The organism is Streptomyces lydicamycinicus, from assembly GCF_000829715.2.
GTDB lineage: Bacteria > Actinomycetota > Actinomycetes > Streptomycetales > Streptomycetaceae > Streptomyces > Streptomyces lydicamycinicus.
Window position 1 is genome coordinate 397075 of record NZ_BBNO01000006.1, and the last position, 24217, is coordinate 421291.

A 24217-nucleotide genomic window follows, 5' to 3' on the forward strand; every position below is an offset into this window, starting at 1 on the left:
TACGGGGCTCATGTGCCGATGGTGGCAGCACCCACTGACAACGGTGGCGGCACGGCTTCGGGGCGTGCTGCGCGGGCCGGTGGCGGGCGCCGGGGAGAGCGCCCGGACAGGGTGAGGGGGTACCGTGGAAAAGGCCGGTCGAGTGCGGCGGCGCCACCCTGAGAAGCGCCTGTCGCACGGTGGGGACCGGCATTGGACCGGTCATATGTGTGCCTCCCAGAGCGGCCGTCTCTCCGGAGACGACGTCTTCGACCTCACGCGGACGGCCGTGGTGATGGCCGATCGCGCGGGGGTGGCGCAGGGCTGGACGAAGGGCGCCGAGCGACTTCTGGGCTATGCGGTGTCCGAGGCCGTCGGCAGGCCCCTGACGGAGCTGTTCGCGGGTGTGGCCGCCGGTGCGCCGCCGGACAACAGGTGGGAGTCCCGGCTGGCGGCGGCGGACGGCTGGAGCGGGCTGGAAGCCGTACGGCACAAGGACGGTCACCGGCTCGACCTGGAATTCCGCGTACTGCCGCTCATGGATGCCCAGGAGCACTCGACACGGCTCGTCCTCGCCGCCGAGATGACCCGGACCCCCTGGTCGGGAGCGAGCCGGTCGTTCCTGGAGGGCATTCTCGGCATGTCACCGATCGGCGTGGCCATGGTGAACGCCGATCTTCAGTTCGTGTGGCTGAACGACGCCTTGGAGCAGATGGGCGGCACCAGCCGCGAGCAGCGCCTCGGGAAGCGGCTGGGGGAGATCCAGCCGGGCCTCGCCGTGGAGGCCATCGAGGCGGAGATGCGCAAGGTGCTGGCCAGCGGGACCCCGTCGGTCGGCTACGAGTACCTGGGGCGCCCGGAGTCCGATCCGCAGCGGGAGCACGCCTACTCCACCTCGTTCTTCCGGATCGAGGACGAAGCCGGTCAGGTGCTGGGCGTCTGCTACATGGTCCTCGACGTCACGGAGAGCTACCGGGCGCGCCAGCGGATGGCCCTGCTGAACCGGGCCGGTGAGCGCATCGGCAGCTCCCTGGACGTCTGGCAGACCGCACAGGAGCTCGCCGATGCGGCGGTTCCGGAGCTCGCCGACTTCGTCACCGTCGATCTGCTCGACGCACTGCTCTCCGGGGAGGAGCCGATGCCCGAGCCTGCCGATGGCGCGGATCTGTTCACCATGCGCCGGGCGGGGCAGCAGTCGGTACGCGAGGGCTGTCCCGAGGCGGTGGTGGCGATCGGGGACGCGGCCGCCTATCCGCCGTCGGCGCCCGTCGTGCTGAGTCTCATCGAGGGCGATTCCGCGCTGTTCCAGACGCTGGATCTCGCCGAGGGTGACTGGGCGGCCGAGGACCCGGTCCGCGCGGCGCACCTGCGGGAGCTGGGCTTCCACTCACTGATGGTGGTTCCGCTCCGGGCGCGGGGCGCCTTCCTGGGGGCGGCCGCGTTCGCCCGCTGGCAGCACACCGGGCCGTTCCAGCCCGACGACCTGGTGCTCGCCGAGGAATTCGTCACCCGCGCCGCGATCTCCATCGACAACGCCCGCAGATACACCCGCGAGCACAACACGGCCCTCACCCTCCAGCACAGCCTGCTGCCGCACGATCTGCCCGAACAGTGCGCGGTGGAGGCCGCCTACCGCTATCTGCCGGCCGATTCGCTCAGCGGCGTCGGCGGGGACTGGTTCGATGTGATCCCGCTGTCCGGCGCCCGGGTCGCGCTGGTGGTCGGCGATGTCGTCGGCCACGGGGTGCACGCCGCGGCCACCATGGGGCGGCTGCGGGCCGCGGTGCAGGCGCTCGCCGACCTGGACCTGTCCCCGGAAGAGGTGCTGGCGCACCTGGACGACATGGTCAACCGGGTCGGCCACGACACCAGCTCCGACGACGGGGTCATCGGAGCCACCTGTCTGTACGCGGTCTACGACCCGGCCGGCTGCCGCTGCACGCTGGCCCGCGCCGGTCACCCCGCACCGCTGCTCATCAGCCCCGCGGGCGAAGGGCAGCTGCTGGAGCTGCCGACCGGACCACCGCTGGGACTGGGCGGGATGCCCTTCGAATCCGTCGAACTGCCGTTGCCGGAAGGCAGTCTGCTGGCCCTCTACACCAACGGTCTGCTGCTGGGGAAGGCCCTCGATCTCGACGGCGGGATCACCAGGCTGCGTAGCGCCCTGGCCGATCCGCAGGCCCCGCTGGAGGATCTCTGCGACACGGTGATCGGCGGTCTGCCGGGCGGACGGCCGGTCGATGACGTGGCGTTGCTGCTGGCCCGCACCCGGGCCCTGGCGCCGGCCCAGCTGGCGACCTGGGAGATCCCCGCCGATCCGTCCGCGGTCGGCCAGGCCCGCCGGTCCGCCGCCGGCCGGCTGGCGGAGTGGGGGCTGGAGGACCTCGCGTTCTCCACCGAGCTGATCGTCAGCGAACTGGTCACCAACGCCATCCGGCACGCCTCCGGGCCGATCAGCCTGCGGATGATCCGGGCGCGGACGCTGATCTGCGAGGTGTCGGACAGCAGCAGCACCTCGCCGCACCTCCGCCATGCGCGCACCACCGACGAGGGCGGCCGGGGGCTGTTCCTGATCGCCCGGTACGCCGAGCGCTGGGGCACCCGGTACACCGCCCAGGGAAAGATCATCTGGGCCGAGCAGCCGCTGCGTTCGGTGGCCGGGTCCGTACCGGCGCACGACGTGGACGCGCTCCTCGACGGACTCGGCGACCTCGACGGCCCGGCCGGCGGCACCGGCACCGAAGGCCACTGAGGGCGCCTCCCGCCGGGCACAACTCCCGCTGTACGCACGGCCCGAGAGCCGCGCGCGGCACCGGCACCGGTTGCCTCCGGTACGTACCGGCCGCCGGTCCGGACGGCGCTCACCACCCGGCGATGCCCGTTTCCTCCCCGCCTGTATGAGCCCCCGCTTAGCGGCTCCTTAAAGCGACCATAAGGATCTCCAGGATCGCCCGTCAGCCCCCAAAACCGCTGTTCAGCGCGGCTAGCGTGCTTCTCGTAGGCGGGTCACGGACCGCCGGCGCCGGTCACCGGGGGCGGCGTCGCGTGCTGTGTCCCTGCCCCCCACCACTCCCCCGCCCCCCCGCTCGACGCACTTGATGAAGGAGACCCCCACCATGACCGCTCGTCGCAAGGCCACCGGCATCGCCCTGGTCGGTATCGCCCCGCTCGCGCTCACCGCACTGGCCGCGAGCCCGGCCGCCGCTCACGGTTCGATGACGGACCCGGTCAGCCGGGTGTCGGCCTGTTACGCGGAGGGCCCCGAGAGCCCGCGGTCCGCGGCGTGCAAGGCCGCCGTGCAGGCCGGCGGGGCCCAGGCGTTCTACGACTGGAACGGCGTACGGGACGGCAACGCGGGCGGCCAGTCCCGGACCCGCATCCCGGACGGCAAGCTGTGCAGCGCCAACAGCCCCGAGTTCAAGGGCCTGGACCTGCCCCGCGCCGACTGGCCGTCGTCCCCGATGAAGGCGGGCGGCCACACCTTCCGCTACAAGGCCACCGCGCCGCACAAGGGTTACTTCGAGCTGTACCTCACCAAGGCCGGCTACGACCCGAAGAAGCCGCTGAAGTGGTCCGACCTGGGGGCGAAGCCGTTCGCCAAGGTCAACGACCCGAAGCTGGTCAACGGGGAGTACGTCTTCGACGCCAAGGTGCCGGCGCGGTCCGGGCGCCACCTGATCTACAGCGTCTGGCAGCGGTCGGACAGCCCCGAGGCCTTCTACACCTGCTCCGATGTCGTCTTCGGCAAGAAGGCCGCCGGCGGCACCGTCGCCAAGTCCGCGGCGGCACCCGCACCGACTGCCTCCGCGCCGACCGACGCCCAGATCGCGGCGGGCGCCCCCAAGTCGTCGGTGGGCACGGGTCACCACCACGGCGGTGGTCACCACGGCGGCGGCCAGCACACCGGCACGGACCGGCCGGCAAAGGCCGCGGCCCCGGCGCGCGCCGACGCCGCGCAGGCCAACGCCCCGCACACCAACGGCGGTTCCCGTCCGGTCGACGGCCGGCGGCTGGCGGAGACCGGTGGCGACAGCTCCACGGCCCCGCTCGCCGTCAGCGGCGCCGCCGTGCTCGCCCTGGGTGCCGGCGTCGTGTTCACCACCACCCGCCGCAGGGCCGCCCGGCACCGCGGCTGAGTCCGGCGGCCCGGGCCACCCGGGAAGCGACGCCGCCCCCTGCTTCACCGCGGGGGCGGCGTCGCCGTATCAGGAGCCGGCCGGCGGCAGCGCCTCGATGATGTCGTTGGCGACATGCTGGTAGATGACCGAGCTCCGGCAGTCGACGACCTCCCGGCGCTTGAAGACCTGGTCCATCAGGAGCGCGTGCAGCCGGTCGACATCGGGGACGGCCACATGGACGAGGAAGTCGTCGCCGCCCGCGACGACATAGATGCTGAGCACCTCGGGCAGCGAGGTCAGAAAGGCCTTGAAGCGCTCGATGACCTCGCGGTTCATCGGGCGGATACGGACCGTGAGCAGCGCCTGCACGGGCCGGTTGAGGGCGCGCAGGTCCACGGTCGCGCGATAGCCGGTGATCACTCCCCGGGCGCGCAGGGCCCGGACCCGCTCCAGGCAGGTGGAGGGCGCGATGTTCAGCCGGCGCGCCAGGTCGCGGTTGGTCTGCCGTGCATCGCGCTGTAGTTCGCGGACAATCGCCGAATCAATGTCGTCCATGACCCCCATGGTGCCGCAGTCACCGAATTATCTTCGGCGAGAGGCCGCATTGATCAATCCAACGGTTACGTTCTGCGACTGTGACCGTACAACAAACATCCCTCCCGGCATCCGAACGACCGGATGTACGGCGGCTGGGCGTCGGCAGCGGTACCGCGCTGTGCGCCGGGGCCGTCCTCGGGCCCGGCGTCCTGACGCTGCCGTCCCTGGCCGCCGCCGCGGCCGGCCCCGCCTCGATCCTGGCCTGGGTGGTCCTGCTCGCCCTGTGCGTGCCGGTGGCCGCCTCCTTCGCGGCGCTCGGCGCGCGCTTCCCCGACGGCGGGGGCGTCGCCACCTATGTGCACCGGGCGACCGGGCCGCGGGCGGCGGCCGTGGTGGGGTGGTGGTTCTACGGGGCGGTGCCGATCGGCGTGGTCTCGGCGGCCTGGATCGGCGGGAAGTACGTGGCCGACGCGGCCGGTTGGGGCGGCACGGGCGCGGCCGTCGTGGCCGGGGCGGTGGTCGTCGTGGCGCTGGTCTCCAACGCGGTGGGGCTGCGGCTGTCGGGCCGGGTGCAGCTGCTGCTCGGCGGGCTGCTGGCGGTGGTGCTGCTGGGCACGGTGCTGGCGGCCGCCCCACAGGTGTCCGCCGCCCACTTCACCCCGTTCATGCCGGGCGGCTGGGCCTCGGTCGGGTCGGCGGCCGGGGTGCTGTTCTTCGCGTTCGCCGGCTGGGAGGCGGCCAGCCATCTGTCGGGCGAGTTCGCCGACCCGGGACGGGATCTGCCGCGGGTGACGCGCCGTACGCTCGCCGTCATCACCGTGCTCTACCTGGGGCTCGCGGTCGCCACGATCGGTGCGCTGGGGCCGGCCGCGGCCGGGACCGAGACCCCGCTGACCGAGTTGCTCGCCCGGAGCGTGGGCGGCGCCGCCCGCCCCGTGGCCGCGGTGGCGGCGCTCTTCCTGACCTTCGGCGCGGTCAACTCGTATCTGGCCGGGGCCTCCCGGCTCGGTGCGGCGCTCGCCCGGGACGGGGCGGCGCCGCGGGCGCTGGCCAAGGGCGGCGCGCCGGGCGAGGTGCCGCGGCGGTCGCTGGCGGTGCTCGGCGGGGCGGCCGTACTCGTGGGGCTGGCGGCGGGCTTCGGCGGCGCCGATCTGGATCTCCTGATGAGGGCCACCGCCACCTGTCTGGCGGCGGTGACCCTCGCCGGCCTGGCCGCCGCGCTGGTGCTGCTGCCCCGCCGCACTCCCCTGTGGTGCGGCGGATGCGTGAGCGCCCTGCTGACGGCGGCCGTGCTGGCCTTCTCCGGATGGCTGCTGCTGATCCCGGCGGGACTCGCCTGCGCAGCCGTCGGCTTTCTGACGCTGCGCCGGATCACCCGATGAGGCGGCGCAGCAGCCGCACATAGCGGCTCCAGCGGGCGGGCCGGGCGACGGTGCCCGTACAGGCCCGTTCGGCGCGGTCCAGGCTGTCCTCCAGAACGGCGTCGTGGAGGGGCCGGAAGGCCAGCGGCCAGCTGAGCCGGGCCCCGCCGCGGGCGTGCATGGCCAGGGTGTGGCGCAGCAGCGCGCGGTCCGGGCCGAGCGGGTGGACGGTGTATTCGTGGAAGCCGTGGAAGCCGCGCGGGGCGGTGAAGCGGAACCGCACCCATCGGCCCGGGACGTAGTCCGCCACGGTGTAGTGGACCGGGCCGTGGCCGCCCGCCGCGCCCGGCGCCAGCGGGCCGTCGAGCAGCATCGGGGGCCAGTCGTGGCGCGGCCAGAGCGCGTCGGCGCCGCCGGACAGGCCGTCGATCAGCAGTCCGGCCTCGGCCCCGGACACCGGCAGCTCCCGCTCGTGCACGTTGTAAACGCCCATCGCGCCCTTCCTCACCTGGTCCGCACCCGTTCTAGAGGCGCATCTCCAATATAGTGGAGAGTACCCTCTAGAACATGGCCAGGCCACCCCGGTTCGACACCGCACAGCTCCTCGACGCCGCCGTACGGCTGGCGGCCGAGTCCGGGCCCTCGGGCGTCACCATGTCCGCGGTCGCGGCCGCCGCCGGCGCCCCCAGCGGCTCGCTCTACCACCGTTTCGCCGGCCGCTCGGCGCTGCTCGCCGAGGTGTGGCTGCGTACGGTCGAGGGCTTCCAGGCGGGCTACTTCGAGGCCCTCGAATCCTCGGACGACCCGCGCGCCGGGGGCCGGGCGGCCGCCCGGCACATCGTGGCGTGGAGCCGCACCCACCCGGCGGAGGCCGCGCTGCTCCTGTACGGGGCCCAGGAGTTCGGGCGGGACGACTGGTCCGACGAGCATCTGCTGCGCGCGGAAGAGGGGAACATGCGGGTACGGGCCGCCCTGGCGGCGCTCGCGGGGGCCCTGGGGCTGCACGGCAGAGAGGGCTTCGACCGGGTGACGCTCGCCGCCGTCGACCTCCCGCTGTCGCTGGTCCGCCGCCATCTGCGCGGCGGCACCCCGCTGCCCCCGCACGCCGAGGACCTGGCGGAGCGGTGCACGGACGCCCTGCTGGCCGCCGACTGACCCTCGCGGCCGGTACGGAGCGCGGCCCGGCCGCGCGGCTGCGGGCCGGGCCGGCTCCCGGTCAGCCCGGCAGACAGGTCGTCCGGGTGGCGTGCGCCGGGTCGAGGGCGTTGGCCGTCTCGTGGAAGGCGACACGGTCGACGAGCCCGATGGCCACATGCTCGGAGAGGTCGAGCCCGCACAGGTCCTGGACCACCACATTGCGTACGTCGGGGCCGTTGAGGAAGGCGCTCCGGTAGGGAGTGACGACCTCGTCGTACTTGGTCGCGATCACCGTGTAGTGCACCCCGGGGAGCGTGTCACCGCCCTCGTTGAGGCGGTTGAGGACGTCGGAGCCGGCGATCTGGTCGGCCAGCCCGGGGGTCAGCTTGCCGATGTAGTCCTTGGCGCCGGGAAAGTGGTCGAGCAGACGGGTCAGACCGTTCAGATCGGTGCCGTGGTTGTCAGGGGCCAGCCCGACCAGCGTGTTCACCTTGTCCGCGCCGCCGTGGAACTTCAGGTACACCCGCGACATCATGCCGCCCTGTGAGTGGCCGACGAGATCGACCTTCTCGGTGCCGGTGGCGGCCAGCACCCGGTCGACGTAGGCGGCGAGCTGTCGGGCGGACGCCTCGACCGGGCCCAGCCCGTGGAAGAACGGGACACCGGGCAGCTGACCGTAGTCCAGGGAGAAGACGCAGTAGCCGCGGGCCACCAAGTAGGGCGCCAGGCCGAGCCAGTTGTCGATGGAGTTGCCGAGGGTGCCGTGCACCAGGACCACCGGCCGCGGGTGGGCGGCGGAGGGCTTGCAGGAGTAGTTGTTCCAGCCACTGGCGGCGGCCGTCCGCGCGGCGCTTCCGGCCGGGGTGGTGGCGGGCGACGGGTCGGCGGCCGCGGCGGGGACGGTGGTGACGCCGAGGGCCAGGGCGAGGGCGGGGAGGAGGGTGAGCGTTCTTGACCAGCGCAGCTTCATACGATGCTCCTTGCGGGGTGAGGGGACTCCGAAGTGCTCGGTGAGCCGTTCACCTGCGATCCGGATCGCAAGGGCCAACGCAGTTGACTGGCAAGTAAGTTACGGCTGGGTAAGCAGCGTGGGCCAGCCGTGTGACGGTGAAGGAAGCAGCACACAATCCTCACCGGACGTCCGAGGCGCAGCGGACCGTTTCCGTGCCTGTGTGACGCCCCGTCCGTCGCGACCGGCCCGGATGTCAGACCCGTCCCGTAGAGTCGTCAACCGCGTGACCAGGTACGAGACTTGACCAGGTACGAGACGTGGTCATGGACCGAGACGTGAGGGGCGACCGATGGAAACGGCCGGGACGGCGGATCTGACCGGGATCGTGGAGATCACCTCGAAGGCGGAGCTGCGCGGGCTGATCGGTGAGCCCAGCTCCCATGCGGCGCACAAGACCCGGCACCGGCTGCACGACCTCGACCGGCAGTGGCTGGCCCGCTCGCCGTTCTGCGTGATAGCCACCGCGGACGCGCAGGGCCGGTGCGACGTCTCGCCCAAGGGCGACCCCGCGGGCTTCACCCATGTCCTGGACGACACCACCCTGGTGATCCCGGACCGCCCCGGCAACAAGCGCATGGACGGCTGGATGAATGTCCTCGACAATCCGCATGTCGGGCTGAACTACCTCCTCCCCGGGCGCGGTGACACCCTGCGCATCAACGGCCGCGCCCGGCTGCTGCGCGACGCCCCGTTCTTCGACGCACTGACCGTCAAGGGCCACCGGCCGCAACTGGCGCTCCTGGTGGAGGTCGAGGAGATCTTCTACCACTGCTCCAAGGCGTTCCTCCGCTCGGACCTGTGGAAGCCGGAGACCTGGCACCCGGACGCGCTGCCCTCCCGGGCCCGCATCGTCAAGGGCCTGGAGGCCCCGGACCTCCCCCTGGAGCAGCTGGAACAGCACTACGGCCCCCGGTACGCGGAGCGGCTCTACGGCTGAGGCGGGGGCCGGGGGCCGGCCGGGCGATCCGAACGGCAGGCCGCGCCCGCCGTGCGGCCTCCGGCTCGTGCCGTGATCGCCGTAATTGAGGTGACGCGGCCGGGGAGTCCGGCCAGGCTGGTTCCATGCCGCACGACGAAGAACAGCCGCTGGCCGGCGGAAACGTCAGCGCCGGCGTCGTCCGGGTCGGGGACACCGTCCGCCGTCCCACCGGGCCGTGGACCCCCGCGGTGCACGCCCTGCTCACGCATCTGCACGAGGTGGGTTTCCGGGCCGCCCCGCGCCCCCTCGGCATCGACGAGAAGGGCCGGGAGGTACTGACCTTCATGCCGGGCCAGGTGGTCTGGCCCGACCGGTTCTCCCTGCTGGAGCCCGCTCGGCGGCTGGCCCGGGTGGCACGTCTCATCAGGGACTTCCACGACGCCGTGCAGGGCTTCACGCCACCGCCCGACCCGCACTGGCAGGTGCTCCTCCCGGCGGAGGGAAGCGAGATCATCGCCCACCAGGACCTGGCTCCCTGGAACCTCGTGGCCGGCCCGGAGGACGAATGGGCCTTCATCGACTGGGACGCGGCCGCCCCGGGGACCCGGCTGGGCGATGTCGCGTATGCCGCGCACGGCTTCCTCCCGCTGTCGGCGGATCCCGGCCGGCAGCGCGCCGATGCCGGAGACCGGCTGCGGATCTTCGCCGACGCCTACGGTCTCGACGAGGCCGAGCGGCGTCGCCTGGTCCCGCTGCTGGGACGCCGCACCCGTGCCGTGCATGACTTCCTGCGGGAGCAGGCCGCCCTGGGCACGCAGCCCTGGGCAACGCTGTGGGCGCAAGGACACGGCGAGGTCTGGCGCAGTGACGCCGCATATATCGAGCAGCGGGCGGACCAGTGGGAGAAGGCCCTGCTCACCGGCTGACCGGCTGACCGACGGCTGGCTAAGGCCGGTTGACCCCGGGGCCGAGGGGCTTCGAACCCGGGGGTGGCGGGGTCCAGCCTGTCTGGCCGAGGGTTGCGGCGGGCCGTACGCTCCCGGTGCCGAAGCGCGCCCTGGCGCGGTCGACGGCGGCCTCGATGCGGTGCGCCTTGTCGTCGGACGGGTCGAAGGTCAGCTGGCGCGCGGCGCGTTCGGCACGGCAGAGGTCCTCCGCGCGCAGTGCCACGGACCGCACCCGCGCCCGCTGAAGCCCGAGCGCGGCATGCAGCGCATAGGCCGCCTCGGTCAGCGCGGGCCCGTGCGCGGTCGGCCCGTCCAGCCGCCGGGTGCGGGTCGTGGTGGAGCGGTCGGCATAGCGGACGGTGAGGGTGAGCGCGCGGGCCACCTGCCCGCTCGCACGCATCCGGGCACCGAGTTCGTCGGCGAGCGAGAGCAGCGCCCGGCGGCGCCTTGCCGGGTCCAACTCGTCGCGGTGGAAGCGGTGTTCGGCGCCCATCGAGCGGGCCGCGGCGTTGGGCGTCACCGGCGTCGGATCGATACCGCGGGCCCGCTCGTACACGATCCGGCCCGTCCTGGCGCCGAGGATCCGCTGGAGGGTCGCGGGCGGGGCGGCGGCGATCCGGCCGACGCTGTCGAGCCCGTACGCACACAGGGCGCGCGCGGTCGCCGGGCCGACACCGTGCAGCGCCGAGACCGGCCGGCGGTCGAGGAACGCGGCGACGGCCGGGGCGCCCTCGGGGACGGCCCGGATCTCCCCGGGCGCCGCCCCCTGAGCCGCCATCCGGGCGAGCAGCGGGTTGGCGCCGATCCCGATCGTGCACCGTACGCCGTGCCAGGCCAGGGCGCGCAGCCGCACGAGTTCGGCGAGGCCCACCGCGTCCCGGTCGAAGTAGCGCAGCGCACCGCGCACGTCCACCAGCGCGGCGTCCGGCGGCAGCGCCTCGATCACCGGGGTGAACTGCGCCAGCAGCCCCAGCAGTTGCTCAAAGCACCCGGCGCTCACGGGGGTGCCGTCGACGGTCCGGAACCGTACATGGAGCATGCCCGGCTGCCGCGGGGCCCCGGACGGCTCCGGCGGCGCGGCGGGCGGCACCGAGCGGGGGGTCATCCTGCGCTCCCCGGGCTGGAGTGCCACAACTTGCGTCCGGTGGCGGCGCGTTCGCCGGGAGGCTGGAGATCGGCCCACGCGTGCAGCTCATAGCCGGTCGTCAGCCGGATGGTGCGGCCCGGGGCGGTGGCCGGCTCGGGCTCCCGGTCCGTCCCGGACTCCTTGCCCGGACCCCGGCCCGGCTCCGCCGACGGGGCGTCCGCCTCGGCCGCCCCCCTGCCCGCCTCGGCCGCGCCCCTGTCCGGCACCTCAGCGAGCCGGGCGGCGACCGCCTCCAGCCCGCCCTCACGGCGCAGTTCGGCCAGCTCGGCGAGGTTCCAGGCGGCGGCGCCGACCACGCTGAGGCTGCGCGGACCGCGCCGCTGGACCGTGCCGCGCACCAGCAGCAGCCAGGAGTGGAAGATCGTGTGCGCACAGGCCGCATGGCTGTCGTCGAAGAAGGCGCAGTCGACCAGCCCGGTGCTGTCGTCCAGGGTGGTGAAGATGACCCGGCGGCCGGAGCGGATCGGCGGCGTCTGGGTGGCCGCCTTGGCCCCGGCGACCAGCACCGTCTCACCGTGCCGGGCATCGCGCAGCAGTCGGGCCGGCAACGCGCCCAGCTCCGCGAGGAACTCCCGGTGGTCGGCCATCAGATGACGGGAGGCGTCCATACCGAGGACGCCCAGCTCGGCGCTGAGCCGTTCGACCTCGCTGAGGTCGGGCAGCCCGGCCGGCTCGACCGGATCAACCGGTTCCGTGTCCGCGCCGTCGAGGGCCCGGCCGGGCAGCGTCAGCTGGCCGCCGGGCGCCTGACGCCCGCGGTGGTGCAGCTCGGCGATGTGCAGCAGCAGGTCCCGCCGGTTCGCCCCGAAGGCGTCCAACGCGCCCACCCGGGCGAGGCGTTCGGCCACCGGGCGGCCCGGCCTGGCCCGCTGCCACAGGTCCTGTAGCGAGTGGTAGGGCTGCCCGGCCTCGATCCGCTGCGCCTCGACCTCACTCATCCCGTGCACATCGCAGAGCGCGAGCCGCAGCCCCCAGACCGCGGAGTCCCCCGGGCCGTCGCCACGGGAAGCCACACCGGACACCAGTTCGATTCGATGGGCGACCGCCGACCGGTTCACATCCAGCGGCAGCACCGGCACCCCGCGCCGCCGCGCGTCCGCGAGCAGCAGCCGCTTCGGATACATCCCCGGGTCATGGGTGAGCAGCCCGGCGTAGAAGGCCGCGGGGTGGTGCGCCTTGAGCCAGGCGGACTGGTAGGTCGGCACCGCGAAGGCCACCGCGTGCGCCTTGCAGAAGCCGTACGAACCGAAGGCCTCGACGATCTCCCAGGTACGCGCGATCACTTCGGGCGCATATCCGCGCCGCTCGGCGCGCTGCGCGAACCAGGCGCGCACCCGGCCCTGGAGCTCGGGATGCGACAGCGCCCGCCGCTTCTCGTCGCCCTCGTCCCGCCCACAGCCCGTCATGATCCGCAGCAGCTCGATGATCTGCTCGTGGAACACCACCACCCCATAGGTCTCGCGCAGCGGCTCCTCCAGGTCGGGGTGCGGATAGCGGATCGCCTTACGGCCGTGCCGGGCCTCGATGAAGGGCCGCACCATATCGGCGGCGACCGGCCCGGGACGGAACAGGGAGATATCGACGACCAGGTCGTGGAAGGTGGCGGGCTGCAACCGCCCGACCAGATCGCGCTGGCCCGGCGACTCGATCTGGAAGCAGCCGAGCGTCTCGGTCGAACGGATCAGGTCGTAGGTGGCCGGGTCCCCGGGCGGCACCTGTGCGGGGTCGTCGAGATCGAGCCGGTGCCCTGTGGCCCGGCCGATCTCGGCGACCGCATGCGCCATCGCGGACTGCATCCGCACGCCCAGCACATCGAGCTTGAGCAGGCCCATCTCCTCCACGTCGTCCTTGTCGAACTGCGACATGGCGAAGCCCTCGCCGCTGGTCGGGACGACCGGCGTACGGTCCAGCAGGGTGGCGTCGGAGAGCAGCACCCCGCACGGGTGCATGGCGATACCGCGCGGCAGCGCGTCCAGCGCCTCGACCAGCGGCCACAGCTGCTCGCCGCCGGCCTCCCGCACCCCGCGCAGCTCCGGCAGCTCGGCCAGCGCGGCCCGGGCGTCCCGGGCGCGGATGTGCGGGAAGGCCTTGGCCAGCCGGTCCACCTGCGCCGGGTCCATGCCCAGGGCGGCGCCCACGTCCCGTACGGCGTGCCGGACGCGATAGGTCTCGGGCATCGAGACCGTGGCGACCCGCTCCGCGCCGAACCGGTCGAAGATCGCGCGGTAGACCTCCAGCCGGCGGGCGGACTCGACGTCGATGTCGATGTCCGGCAGCGCCGCCCGCCGTTCGGACAGAAAACGCTCCATCAGCAGTCCGTGCTCGACCGGATCGGCGTGTGCGATGCCCAGGAGGTGGTTGACCAGGGAACCGGCGCCGGACCCACGGGCCGCGACCCGGATGCCCATCTCCCGTATGTCGTCCACCACTTGAGCGACCGTCAGGAAGTACGAGGGGTAGCCGAGCCGTTCGATCGTGCGCAGCTCGTCGTGCAGCCGCGCCCAGCGCTCACGGTCGTGGTCGTAGCCGCGCAGCACCATCCCGGCGGCGCAGCGCGAGCGCAGCACCCGGGCGGCGGTGCGGTGGCCCGCGCCGACCAGCCGCGGTTCGGGGAAGTGGATCCGGCCGAGCCCGATGTCGTCCTGCGGGTCGACCAGGCACTCCCCGGCGGTCTCCTCGGTCATGGCGAGCAGCCGGTGGGCCAGGCCGCGCCGGAAGCCGGCCGCCTCGGCGATCCGCTCGGCGGTGTGGCTCATCGTGGCGCCGTCCTTGAGCCAGCGTTCCCCGCTGTCCCGGGCCTCGGGCCGGTGCCGGTCCACCGGCACCAGACGGCGGGCGGAGTCCAGGACATCGGCGACCGGGCCCTGGCCGGGGTCGGCATAGCGGACCGCGTTGGTCAGGACGGCACGGAGGCCCTGGTCTACGGCGAAGCCGAGGGTACGGGCGGCCAGCCGCGGGGAGCCGGGGCCGCTGCCGGGCCGGCCGTGGTCGACGACCTCCAGGCGCAGCGCCTCGCCGTACAGCTCCCGCCAGGGGCCGAGGAGTCGCGCGGCGCGGTCCGGGCGGCCGGCGGCCAGCGCCCGGCCGACCTCGGAGTCCGGTCCGAGCAGCACGGTCAGTCCGTCCGTGGCGGCTTCCAGGGCACTCCACGGGAGAACGGGCTGCTCCCCTTGCCCGGCGTGGGCGGCCGAGACCAGCCGGCACAGGGCGGCCCAGCCGGCCGCACCCTCGCGGGCCAGGAAGACGGCGCGGGCGGCGGACTCGTCGAGGAAGGCACCGCCGCGCACCGGGGTGCGGCGGCGCGCGGTGGGCGTGGGTGCCGACGCGCGCTCCGCCACGGCGAGTTCACTGCCGAACAGCGGGCGGATACCGGCTTCGGCCGCGGCCTTGGCGAACCGTACGGCCCCGGAGAGCCCGTCCCGGTCGGTCAGTGCGAGGGCGTCCATGCCGCGCTCGGCGGCGCGCTCGGCGAGCCGCTCCGGATGGGAGGCGCCGTAGCGCAGGGAGAACCCCGAAGCGGTGTGCAGATGCGTGAACCCTGGCATCCGCACCTCCTGCACCTCATCCGCCCCCCGGCTGACCTTGCGTCCCCCGTTCCTCCTCTCCACCATAACCCGCGCATCGAACATTCGTACGAAGACATGCCGGGAGGCCGGCCACCGATCCGCCGATCAGCCCCACCGATCTGCACACCTCTACCGTCAACCGGAAGATAAGGGAACAAAAGCACCGGACCGGCAGCCGAAGTGTGGCGAGGAGCGAGCCATGGCCACGACGGACGACGGCACCCGCACCACCTTCCTCGGGGAGGTGAAGAGCGCGGTGACACCCCATGCCTCGCTGCTGGTGCTCGGCGTCCTGGGGCTGATGATCGCGTTCATCACGTCGTACACCGGCGCCTTCCACCACCCCGCACCGGCCGATGTACCGCTCGGCGTCGTCGCTCCCCCGCAGGTCAGGGGGCAACTGGTGGGCAAACTGGACCGGCTGCCGGGCTCTCCCCTGGACCCGCGCGCGCTGCCCTCCGAACGGGCCGCCCGGCAGCAGCTCGCGGACCGGACGATCGACGGCGCACTGATCGTCAACCCGCGCGGGAGCACCGACCGGCTGCTGGTGGCCGGCGGTGGCGGCGCCTCCCTCGCCCAGGCGGTCGAACTGGTCGTCCGCTCGGCCGAGAAGGCCGAACACCGCACCGTACGCACGGTCGAGGTGGCCCCCGCCGCCGCGGGCGACAGCCGCAGTCTGTCGTCCTTCTACCTCGTCGTCGGCTGGTGCGTCGGCGGCTATCTGTGTGCCGCGATCCTCGCGATCAGCGCCGGGGCGCGCCCCTCGAACGGACACCGGGCGGTCATCCGGCTGGCCGCGCTCACCGTCTACGCGCTCGCCGCCGGGCTGGCCGGCGCGATCATCGTCGGACCGGTCCTCGGCGCCCTGCCCGGCACCTTCTTCGGGCTGTGGGGGCTGGGCGCCCTGACCGTCTTCGCAGTGGGCGCCACCACCCTGGCCTGCCAGGCCCTGCTGGGCATCCTCGGCATCGGCCTGGCGATCCTGCTGATCGTCATCCTCGGCAACCCGAGTGCGGGCGGCGCCTACCCCTACCCGCTGCTGCCCCCGTTCTGGCGCGCCATCGGCCCCGCCCTCCCACCGGGCGCGGGCACCTGGACGGCACGCTCCCTCGCCTACTTCCGCGGCAACGCGATCACCGGCCCGCTCCTGGTACTCGCCGCCTGGGCTGCGGGCGGCACCCTGCTCACCCTGGCCCTGTCGATCTTCCGCAAGAAGGGCGAGACCCCCTCATGACCCTCCCCGCCGGCCGGCCGTGGTGCCGGCCATGCGGGCCTGACGGCATGGCTGCCGGAAATGACCGGGGCATACGAGGTGAACAGGCGGGAAAACAAGGAGGACCCGGGCCGGCGAGGCGACGGGGAGGGCGCCGCGACGGGCGGCCGGAGCCGGTGAGGGAGGGCACCGCGACGGGCACACCGGGCCGGTAAGGCGACCGGCGGGCGGCCGGTTCTTACCTTTACGCGCACCCAGGGCAGCACGGAGGCACCCTCCGGCCCCCCTCTTCAGCCAATCGCCGGAGATCGAACCCCGCCCGAACGACCGGTCGGCGGCCGAATCCCTTCGTTACGTGGCCGAGTGGCGCTTGCCCGGGGCATGCCAACGGTGGCATCCGCGCTGGCCGCACACCGCTTCGCCCCGGCCGTCCGGCACCGCCTCCGGCCGGTTCGCGCCATTACTCTCAGCTTTCATCTAACGACTCAAAGCGATCGCTCCTTGCCCACTCAAGATGCTTTCGAGGTGCGGTTGGGCCAGACTCCCGTCCGGTATCTGCACCTTCGAGCAAGGGAGTGTTCGTCATGCGGTACATCACTGGGGCGGTCGCGCTCGGCGCGGCACTGGTCCTGGGCACGCTCGCCACCACCGCGCAGGCCGCCGCACCGGCGCAGCCCACGCGGACCGGCGGGCTCTACGCCCCCACGGCACTGGTGCTGACGGCCGGCCAGGGCGAAAGCCGCGCGACCGCCACGGTGCAGCGCGCCGTGACGCTCAGCTGTATGCCCGGGGCGACCGGCAGCCACCCGAACCCGAAAGCCGCCTGCGCCGAACTGCGCACGGTGGCCGGTGACTTCAACGCGGTGACCACTGCCCCGTCCGACCGGCTGTGCACCAAGGAGTGGAACCCCTTCGTGGTCACCGCCGACGGCGTGTGGCAGGGCAAGCGGGTCTCGTACACCTACACCTTCGCCAACTCCTGCGCGATGGCCGACGGCATGGGCGCGGTCTTCGACTTCTGACCGCTCCCTCACACAGGAAATCCCCGGGCACCGGACAGTGGTGCCCGGGGATTTCCCGTGTGAGGGAGCGTCGACGGTCCCTACGCTCGGCGCATGGACACTTCCCCCACCGGCGCGGCCGTCGCCGTGCTCTCCGATATCCATGCCGTGCTGCCGGCGCTGGAGGCGGTGCTCGCCGAGCCGGATGTCCGTGCCGCCGACCGCATCGTGCTGACCGGTGATCTGCTCGCCGGGCCGCTCCCCCGCCAGACCCTGGCGCGGCTGCGCACCCTCGGCGACCGGGCGGTGTGGATCAGCGGCAACGCCGACCGTGAGATGGCCGCCGCCCGGCCCGGGAACGAACCGGCGGATCCGATGGATGCCTGGGCGGCGGGTCAACTCGGCCCGGAAGAGCGGGAGTTCCTGCGGTCGCTGCCCGCCACCGTGACGCTGGAGGTGGCCGGGCTCGGGCCGGTCCTCTTCTGCCACGCCACCCCGCGCGACGACACCGAGATCGCACTGGTCGACTCCCGGCCGGAGCGCTGGGCGGAGGTGCTGGAGGGGGTGCCCGAGGCCGTACGGACGGTGGTCTGCGGGCACACCCATATGCCGTTCGTGCGGTTCACCCACGGGCGACTGGTGGTCAATCCGGGCAGCGTCGGCATGCCGTACGGCCGGCCGGGCGCCCACTGGGCGCTGCTGGGGCCGGGCGGCGGAGCGGTCACACTGCGGCATACGGCCTTCGATCACGAGGCGGCCTGCGCCCGGATCGCCCGGGAATCGGACTCTCCGTCGGCGGCCGCGTGGGCGGATACCTATGTCCGGGCCCGGCATTCCGCCGAGGAGGCACTGGCGGCGTTCGGGCCGGGCGACGGCCGGAACGCGGCCCCGGGCACGGACGGCTGAGCGCCGCGGGACGGTGCCGGCCCCCGGAGGACGAGCGGATCCGGGGCCCGGCACCGTGCGCCGAGCTGCGCGGGGTGTGCCGTGGGTCAGCCGATTTCCGCGCCGTAGGCCTTCAGGGCCTCGGTGACCGGCTGGAAGAAGGTTTCGCCGCCGTTGGTGCAGTCGCCGCTGCCGCCGGAGGTGAGACCGAGGGCGGACTCGCCGTCGAAGAGCGCGCCACCGCTGTCACCGGGCTCGGCGCAGACATCGGTCTGGATCAGACCCTCGACCGTGCCCTCCTGGTAGTTGACGCTGGCGTTCAGCGCCTTGACCGTGCCGTCGTGCACCTGCGTGGTGCTGCCGCTGCGCTGCACCTTCTCGCCGACGGTGGCCTCCGCGGCCTTGGTGATCTTCTGGGTGCTGCCGTTGTAGAGGTCGACCTCGCTCGGGTGCGCGGTGTCGCCGGTGTACTTGGCGAGCGAGTAGTCGTCACCGGGGAACTTGGAGTCCTCGGTGGTGGCGATCGCCGAGCCGCCCTGCTTGTCGGACCAGCTCTTGATCTCGTTGCCGCAGTGGCCGGCCGTCAGGAAGTGCGGCTGGCCGTCCTTGACGACGTTGAAGCCGAGCGAGCAGCGGGCACCGCTCCCCCAGATCGCGTCGCCGCCGCCGATGAAGGGCTTGAACTGCCCCTTGCTGTGGCGGACCTCGACCTTGTCGCCGAGGCTCTTGGCGACCTTGGTGAGCCGGTCCAGCTTGGTGCCCTTGACCGTGCGGTCGGCGGTCACCACGACCTTGTTGCTCTGCGGGTCGATGCCCCAGGACGTGCCGGGAATGGTCGCCTTCGACTTCAGCGTCTGCCGGGCCGAGTCGAGCTGGGCGAAGGTGTGCTTGACGAGTCTGGCTTCCGCCCCCTTCGCCCGCACGGCCTTGGCCGCCGCCTGGTTCACGACGTTGACCACCAGCTTCTTGGCCTTGGCGTCATAGAACGCACCGGCGGTGTCCGTCTTGAGGTGGGAGGCGAGAGTGCTCGCCGCCGCCGAGGTCAGCTTGGCGAGCGTCGGCTTGGGCGTGGGGGCCTGGGACGCGTTGGCGTTGGCGAGGGTGACGGTGGCGGTGGCGGCGAGGGCGAGCGCACCGGCGCCCGCGATGACGGCGCGCCGGTTGGGTATGCGACGGTGCTTCAACTCAGAGCCTCCCGTGGGGGGAAGAGCCCGGAAACTGTGGGGAGTTGCCCGGGCCCGGAGAGTGAGGGATCAGGACTGGCACGGGTCCGCCCCGAGGAGCGACGGCTCGGGGAGTCGCGTCCATGCCAAGGTGCAGCCGAGTATTCCCATCCGCCTCACTCGCGCACAAGACCGAGTTCCGGTCTCACATGCGGGAGTTCACCACTTCGCCACACGAAGAGCACACCGATATCCGCGCACCTCGGCCCGAGTGCGGACATCAGCGGGCACGCGGAGCGCGCGGCGGACGGCAACGTGTGAGGACTATAGCTGGCCGGAAAACACCGGCCGGGAACCGCCCCCCGGGCCACCGAAAAGGCCGTATATACCCGCACCAAGGGGTACATACGGCATTCGGTGGCACATCAGAAAGGCAGCCGGCGCCCGCCTCAGGCCCTCATGCGCGAGGGAGGTCTACGGGAGATCCTCCACCGGCGGGAGGTCCGCCAGCTCCGGCGGCAGCGAGTCCTCCGCACCGTGCTCGACGGCCGTACGCGGCGCCCGGGGCGCCTTCGGGGCACGCCGCTGCACGCCGTCCCGCTCCGCCTCGGCGGCCGCGGTCTGCGCCTGGGCCTGGAGCCCGGAGCGCTCCAGGAACCGCAGCAGCTCGACCGGGAAAGGCAGGACAAGGGTGGAATTCTTCTCGGCGGCGACCGCCACCACGGTCTGCAGCAGTCGCAGTTGCAGCGCCGCGGGCTGGTCGGACATCGCCTCGGCCGCCTCGGCGAGCTTCCTCGACGCCTGGAGCTCGGCGTCCGCGTTGATCACCCGGGCCCGCCGGTCGCGGGTGGCCTCCGCCTGGCGGGCCATCGACCGCTTCATCGTCTCCGGCAGCGAGACATCCTTGATCTCCACCCGGTCGACGGTCACACCCCAGCCGATGGCCGGGCTGTCCATCATCAGCTCCAGCCCCTGATTGAGCTTCTCGCGGTTCGACAGCAGATCGTCCAGCTCGCTCTTGCCGATGATCGACCGCAGCGAGGTCTGCGCCATCTGGGAGACCGCGAAGCGGTAGTCCTCGACCCGGATGACCGCGTCGGCGGCGTCCACGACCTTGAAATAGACGACCGCGTCGACCCGCACCGTGACGTTGTCGCGGGTGATGCCCTCCTGCGCGGGCACCGGCATCGTGACGATCTGCATATTGACCTTGCGCATCCGGTCGATGATCGGAACGATCATGGTGAACCCGGGGCCACGCACCTCGGATGCCAGCCTCCCCAGCCGCAGCACCACACCGCGTTCGTACTGCTTGACCACCCGCGCCGCCGCCATGAGATACACCGTGCCCGTGCAGGCCAGCGCCACCCCGGCGGTCACCAGTTCTTCGACCATCACGGCTCCCTGAAGATGTGCCGCACGCGTCCGAATCGCGCTGTTTACCATGGTATGCCCGGCCCGGGAAGGCGGTCGAGGCTCATGGCGGACACGGCCGGACCCCCGTCCGCCGGCGGACGGGGGCCGTCATACCGCCGGAGCCGGCTCCGGCGTTCGTGCGGGGACCTGGCCGTACGGACCCGGGCCGCGCGATCCCGGGCCGTACGGACTCAGCCGGCCGGCGTCAGTAGACGCTCACGCCGTACGCGCTCAGCGCCTCGGTGACCGGCTGGAAGAACGTGGTGCCACCGGAGGTGCAGTCACCGCTGCCACCCGAGGTGAGGCCCAGCGCCTTGGTCCCGGAGTAGAGGGGACCGCCGCTGTCACCGGGCTCGGCGCAGACCGTGGTCTGGATGAGGCCGGAGACGATGTCGCCGCCGCCGTAGTTCACCGTGGCGTTCAGTGCGGTGACCTTGCCGCTGTGGGTGCCGGTGGTGGAGCCCCGGCGGGTGACCGACTGGCCGACGCTCGGGGTGCCGGCGCTGGTGATGTCCTGGCTGCCGACCGTGCCGGCGTGGGCCACGGAGGAGTTCGTGTACTTCACGATGCCGTAGTCGTTGCCAGGGAAGCTGGAGCCGGCGGTCGGACCGATGCTCGTGGTGTGCGAGGAGTTGGTGTACCACGGCGGGTTGCCGTCGGTGCAGTGACCGGCCGTCAGGAAGTAATAGGTGCTGCCGCTGCGGACGTTGAAGCCGAGCGAGCAGCGCCAGCTGGGTGCGTAGATGGCGTCGCCGCCGGAGATGAACTTGCGGAAGGTGCCCGCGATGCGGTCGATACGGACCGCGTCGGCGTTGCTGCCCGCGGCCCGCTCGATCTTGGCGATCTCGGCCCGGGAGACCGTGCGGTCGGCGGTGACGACCAGAGTGCCGGTCGCGCTGTCGACCCGCCAGGCGGTGCCCGGGACATCCGCGGCACGTACCGCGTTCCCGGCGGCGGAGAGCTGGGCGGCGCTGAACTTCTGTGCGGGAGCGGGGTTCTGTGCGTTGGCGGTCGGGATGGTGATGGCACCGATGGCCACCAGTCCGGACGCCACGGCGATCAGCCGGGTGCGTCTCGCCACGCCGCTGCGGGGGGTGGTGCGCTCGTTCCTCACTGATTCCTCCGAGGGGATCGGGAGCCGCCGGTGGGCGGCCGGTGAGGCGCAGCCATAGGGCACACAAGAATCCGCACGTTCATTTTCGGCGTGCCCCTGACAAGCGCTGAGCGGAGTCTCGGGCGCACCACCCCCACGGCGCAAGAGGTCCGCACCGATGTCTCACGCCCGACACACGGCCGCAATCTCACCGCCGCCCCCAACACTCCGCCCCGGCAGCCACATTGGCGGCTGCCGGGGCGGCGCTGACCCCCTCGGTCGCGGATGGGACGGATCAGCGGACGATGCGGTTCCGCCCCGCCCGCCGGACCTCTTCGCCACCAAGATCCAGGGAGGTGGCGAAACGTGGCGCGAATCATGCGCCCGACCCCCGGCCGGGGGGCGTGAAACCCACCCGGAACGCCGCACTCCGGCCGCCATCGTCGGACAATCGGCTCGCTCAACTTTCGAGGGAAGCGGGTCCGGTGGACACAGGTCGGAATCCGCCCCGGCGTCAACACCCCTCCGATGGGCCAGTCTCCCGATCATCGGGCTATCCCGGGGCCCTCCGCCGATCCCATTGGCATTTGCCCTGGTCCCGTGCACGAACCGACTCGGGAGTCCGCTCCGTTTTCTTGCCCTCACGGGCCCCACTCACCCGATAGAGTACCGACCGTGATGTTCGTCGTACTGTCAGTTTCCTTACGGGGCGCGTAAGCTGATGCTGCGCCACCCTCTTTGCACCAGATGTGTCACGAACCCCCCGTGCGGCGGCTATCCACTTGGCACACCCTCCGCCTCATGAACGACGATAGGGGCGGACACGCAGAGACCGCGGGTGAGAGGAGGCGTCAATGGGATCGGTGCGCAAGGCGAGTGCCTGGCTTGGCCTCGTCGACGACAGTGATGACGAGCGCTACTACGACGACGACTACGCCGAGGGACCCGATGCCGGTGACTCGGGCGACAGCCCCTGGGTCACCGACCCCCGGGTCCGAGTGGCCGACGAGGCCGCCCAGGACCAGGGCACCCGCATCGCCACGGTCTCCCCGGAGAGCTTCCGGGACGCCCGTGGCATCGGCGAACTGTTCCGGGACGGCGTCCCGGTGATCGTCAATCTGACGGCCATGGAGCCCTCCGACGCCAAGCGGGTGGTGGACTTCGCGGCCGGCCTGACGTTCGGTCTGCGCGGTTCGATCGAGCGGGTCGCCACCCGTGTGTTCCTGCTGACCCCCGCCGACTACAAGGTGGTCAGCGGGGAGGCCCGCGGCCACCGCAACGGCGGTTTCTTCAACCAGAGTTGAGCCCGGCCCTCGGGTGTCCGGCCGGAGGTCCGGGGGCCCGCGGCGGCAGCCACCGGCGCGCCGGCCCCCGGCTGAGGCATCGCCCCGTTCAACGGGCGAGGCCGCTCACCGGAAGGCGTCCAGGCCGGTGAGCGCCTTGCCCAGCACCAGCTGGTGCATCTCGACGGTGCCCTCGTAGGTGAGCACCGATTCGAGATTCGTCGCATGCCGCATGACGGGGTACTCCAGCGAGATCCCGTTGGCACCGAGAATCGTCCGGGCCGTGCGGCAGATCTCGATCGCCTCCCGTACGTTGTTCAGCTTGCCGAAGCTGATCTGCTCGGGGCGCAGTCGCCCCGCGTCCATCCGCTGCCCCAGATGATGGGCCAGCAGGATCCCCTTGTGCAGTTCGACCGCCATGTCGGCGAGCTTGGCCTGGGTGAGCTGGAAGCCGCCGATCGGCTTGCCGAACTGTTCCCGTGTCTTCGCGTAGTCCAGTGCCGCCTCGAAGCTGACGCGCGCGGCTCCCATGGAGCCCCAGACGATGCCGTAGCGGGCGTGGCTGAGGCAGCCGAGGGGGCCGCGCAGCCCGGTGACCTCCGGGAGCACCGCGTCGGCCGGCAGCCGTACGTCGTCCATGACGAGTTCGCTGGTCACCGAGGCACGCAGGGACCACTTATGGGTGATCTCGGGGGCCGAGAAACCGGGGCTGCCGGTGGGGACCACGAAGCCGCGGATGCCCTCTTCCGTCTGCGCCCAGACGACCGCGACACCGGCGACCGAGCCATTGGTGATCCACATCTTGCGCCCGTTGAGCACCCAGTCCCCGCCGTCGCGCTTGGCGTACGTCCGCATCGCCGCGGGGTCGGAGCCGTGGTCGGGTTCGGTCAGGCCGAAGCAGCCGATGATCTCGCCGGCCGCCATCCGGGGCAGCCACTGCTGCTTCTGCTCCTCGGAGCCGAAGCGCCAGATCGCGTACATGGCGAGCGAGCCCTGGACGGAGACCAGCGAGCGGATACCGGAGTCGGCGGCCTCCAGCTCCAGACAGGCCAGGCCGTACTGGACGGCGGAGGCGCCCGCGCAGCCGTAGCCGGTCAGGGACATTCCGAGCGCGCCGAGGGAGCCGAGCTCACGGGCAAGTTCGCGGATGCCGGGCAGTTCGCCGCGCTCGTACCAGTCGGCGATCTGCGGCAGCACCCGGTCGGCGGCCCACCGGCGGACGGTGTCCCGTACGGCGCGGTCCTCATCGGTCAGCAGATCGTCGAGGCCCAGGGGGTCGCTGGGGTCGAACGGCGGAAGCGTCGAGGACGGCGGTGCGGACATGGCGGGGCCTCCGGCGGATCGGCGCGAAAAACTAGCAGTGGTAGTTATTTGCGCTTCCGACGGTACGGGCCGCGGTGCCGCGCGGCAAGGGTCACCGCCGCGCGGCGGGGCAGGGAC

Annotated in this window: 19 protein-coding genes; 10 read left to right on the forward strand and 9 right to left on the reverse strand. The window is 72.5% G+C overall.

The window, feature by feature from the left end; genetic code table 11:
- Positions 1 to 205: 205 nt before the first annotated feature.
- Positions 206 to 2731 carry a SpoIIE family protein phosphatase gene (locus TU31_RS22180; protein ID WP_042157392.1) on the forward strand — a complete coding sequence of 842 codons (2526 nt, stop codon included), beginning with the start codon at positions 206 to 208 and terminating at the stop codon, positions 2729 to 2731.
- 364 nt (positions 2732 to 3095) lie between these two features.
- Entirely contained in the window at positions 3096 to 4115 is a 1020-nt protein-coding gene (locus TU31_RS22185) for a lytic polysaccharide monooxygenase auxiliary activity family 9 protein (RefSeq protein ID WP_042157397.1), read from the forward strand.
- A gap of 69 nt (positions 4116 to 4184) precedes the next feature.
- Here TU31_RS22185 and TU31_RS22190 read toward each other — a convergent pair whose 3' ends face one another.
- The gene (locus TU31_RS22190) at positions 4185 to 4652 is read right to left on the reverse strand and encodes an Lrp/AsnC family transcriptional regulator (RefSeq protein WP_042157643.1); all 468 of its coding nucleotides are present in this window, start codon (positions 4650 to 4652) and stop codon (positions 4185 to 4187) included.
- Positions 4653 to 4732: 80 nt separating this feature from the next.
- Between TU31_RS22190 and TU31_RS22195 the strand changes: the two genes are divergently transcribed.
- Positions 4733 to 6016, forward strand: a complete 1284-nt coding sequence (locus tag TU31_RS22195; RefSeq protein ID WP_245698630.1) for an APC family permease — start codon at positions 4733 to 4735, stop codon at positions 6014 to 6016.
- On the opposite strand, the gene TU31_RS22200 is transcribed toward TU31_RS22195, so the two are convergent.
- Positions 6006 to 6488 carry a hypothetical protein gene (locus tag TU31_RS22200; protein ID WP_042157399.1) on the reverse strand — a complete coding sequence of 161 codons (483 nt, stop codon included), beginning with the start codon at positions 6486 to 6488 and terminating at the stop codon, positions 6006 to 6008. The two genes, TU31_RS22195 and TU31_RS22200, sit on opposite strands and share 11 nt — an antisense overlap.
- A gap of 74 nt (positions 6489 to 6562) precedes the next feature.
- Here TU31_RS22200 and TU31_RS22205 point away from each other — a divergent pair, with 74 nt between their 5' ends.
- Positions 6563 to 7150 carry a TetR/AcrR family transcriptional regulator gene (locus tag TU31_RS22205; RefSeq protein WP_042157401.1) on the forward strand — a complete coding sequence of 196 codons (588 nt, stop codon included), beginning with the start codon at positions 6563 to 6565 and terminating at the stop codon, positions 7148 to 7150.
- Positions 7151 to 7211: 61 nt separating this feature from the next.
- Here TU31_RS22205 and TU31_RS22210 read toward each other — a convergent pair whose 3' ends face one another.
- Positions 7212 to 8102, reverse strand: coding sequence for an esterase/lipase family protein (locus tag TU31_RS22210; RefSeq protein ID WP_042157404.1), 891 nt, complete (start codon positions 8100 to 8102; stop codon positions 7212 to 7214).
- A gap of 331 nt (positions 8103 to 8433) precedes the next feature.
- Here TU31_RS22210 and TU31_RS22215 point away from each other — a divergent pair, with 331 nt between their 5' ends.
- Both TU31_RS22215 and TU31_RS22220 read left to right on the forward strand, forming a co-directional pair.
- Complete coding sequence (locus TU31_RS22215) at positions 8434 to 9081, forward strand: pyridoxamine 5'-phosphate oxidase family protein (RefSeq protein ID WP_042157406.1); 648 nt, start codon at positions 8434 to 8436, stop codon at positions 9079 to 9081.
- Positions 9082 to 9206: 125 nt separating this feature from the next.
- On the forward strand, positions 9207 to 9989 hold the full coding sequence (locus tag TU31_RS22220; RefSeq protein WP_042157410.1) for a phosphotransferase: 783 nt from the start codon (positions 9207 to 9209) through the stop codon (positions 9987 to 9989).
- Positions 9990 to 10008: 19 nt separating this feature from the next.
- On the opposite strand, the gene TU31_RS22225 is transcribed toward TU31_RS22220, so the two are convergent.
- Both TU31_RS22225 and TU31_RS22230 read right to left on the reverse strand, forming a co-directional pair.
- Entirely contained in the window at positions 10009 to 11115 is a 1107-nt protein-coding gene (locus TU31_RS22225; RefSeq protein ID WP_042157412.1) for a DNA polymerase Y family protein, read from the reverse strand.
- Positions 11112 to 14702: a DNA polymerase III subunit alpha gene (locus tag TU31_RS22230; RefSeq protein WP_042157647.1), complete on the reverse strand. Its 3591-nt coding sequence runs from the start codon at positions 14700 to 14702 to the stop codon at positions 11112 to 11114. The genes TU31_RS22225 and TU31_RS22230 overlap by 4 nt, the downstream gene beginning before the upstream one ends.
- 220 nt (positions 14703 to 14922) lie before the next feature.
- On the opposite strand from TU31_RS22230, the gene TU31_RS22235 reads away from it, so the two are divergent.
- The 3 genes from TU31_RS22235 (at position 14923) to TU31_RS22245 (ending at position 17843) form a co-directional block, all read left to right on the forward strand.
- Positions 14923 to 15957, forward strand: a complete 1035-nt coding sequence (locus TU31_RS22235; protein WP_042157414.1) for a membrane protein — start codon at positions 14923 to 14925, stop codon at positions 15955 to 15957.
- Between the two features lie 563 nt (positions 15958 to 16520).
- Positions 16521 to 16958 carry a subtilase-type protease inhibitor gene (locus TU31_RS22240; RefSeq protein WP_042157417.1) on the forward strand — a complete coding sequence of 146 codons (438 nt, stop codon included), beginning with the start codon at positions 16521 to 16523 and terminating at the stop codon, positions 16956 to 16958.
- Between the two features lie 93 nt (positions 16959 to 17051).
- Positions 17052 to 17843 (forward strand): metallophosphoesterase family protein, encoded by a 792-nt coding sequence (locus TU31_RS22245; protein ID WP_042157419.1) that lies wholly within the window; start codon positions 17052 to 17054, stop codon positions 17841 to 17843.
- An 86-nt stretch (positions 17844 to 17929) separates the two neighbouring features.
- Here the strand turns inward: TU31_RS22245 and TU31_RS22250 are convergent, their stop codons facing one another.
- The 3 genes from TU31_RS22250 to TU31_RS22260 form a co-directional block, all read right to left on the reverse strand.
- The gene (locus tag TU31_RS22250; RefSeq protein WP_042157422.1) at positions 17930 to 19006 is read right to left on the reverse strand and encodes a S1 family peptidase; all 1077 of its coding nucleotides are present in this window, start codon (positions 19004 to 19006) and stop codon (positions 17930 to 17932) included.
- Positions 19007 to 19459: 453 nt separating this feature from the next.
- Positions 19460 to 20380: a slipin family protein gene (locus TU31_RS22255; RefSeq protein WP_042157425.1), complete on the reverse strand. Its 921-nt coding sequence runs from the start codon at positions 20378 to 20380 to the stop codon at positions 19460 to 19462.
- A gap of 226 nt (positions 20381 to 20606) precedes the next feature.
- A complete protein-coding gene (locus TU31_RS22260) occupies positions 20607 to 21515 on the reverse strand; it encodes a S1 family peptidase (protein ID WP_042157427.1) in 909 nt (302 codons plus the stop codon).
- A gap of 833 nt (positions 21516 to 22348) precedes the next feature.
- Here TU31_RS22260 and TU31_RS22265 point away from each other — a divergent pair.
- Entirely contained in the window at positions 22349 to 22798 is a 450-nt protein-coding gene (locus TU31_RS22265) for a cell division protein SepF (RefSeq protein WP_042157429.1), read from the forward strand.
- Between the two features lie 105 nt (positions 22799 to 22903).
- On the opposite strand, the gene TU31_RS22270 is transcribed toward TU31_RS22265, so the two are convergent.
- A complete protein-coding gene (locus TU31_RS22270) occupies positions 22904 to 24100 on the reverse strand; it encodes an acyl-CoA dehydrogenase family protein (RefSeq protein WP_042157431.1) in 1197 nt (398 codons plus the stop codon).
- Positions 24101 to 24217: the final 117 nt, after the last annotated feature.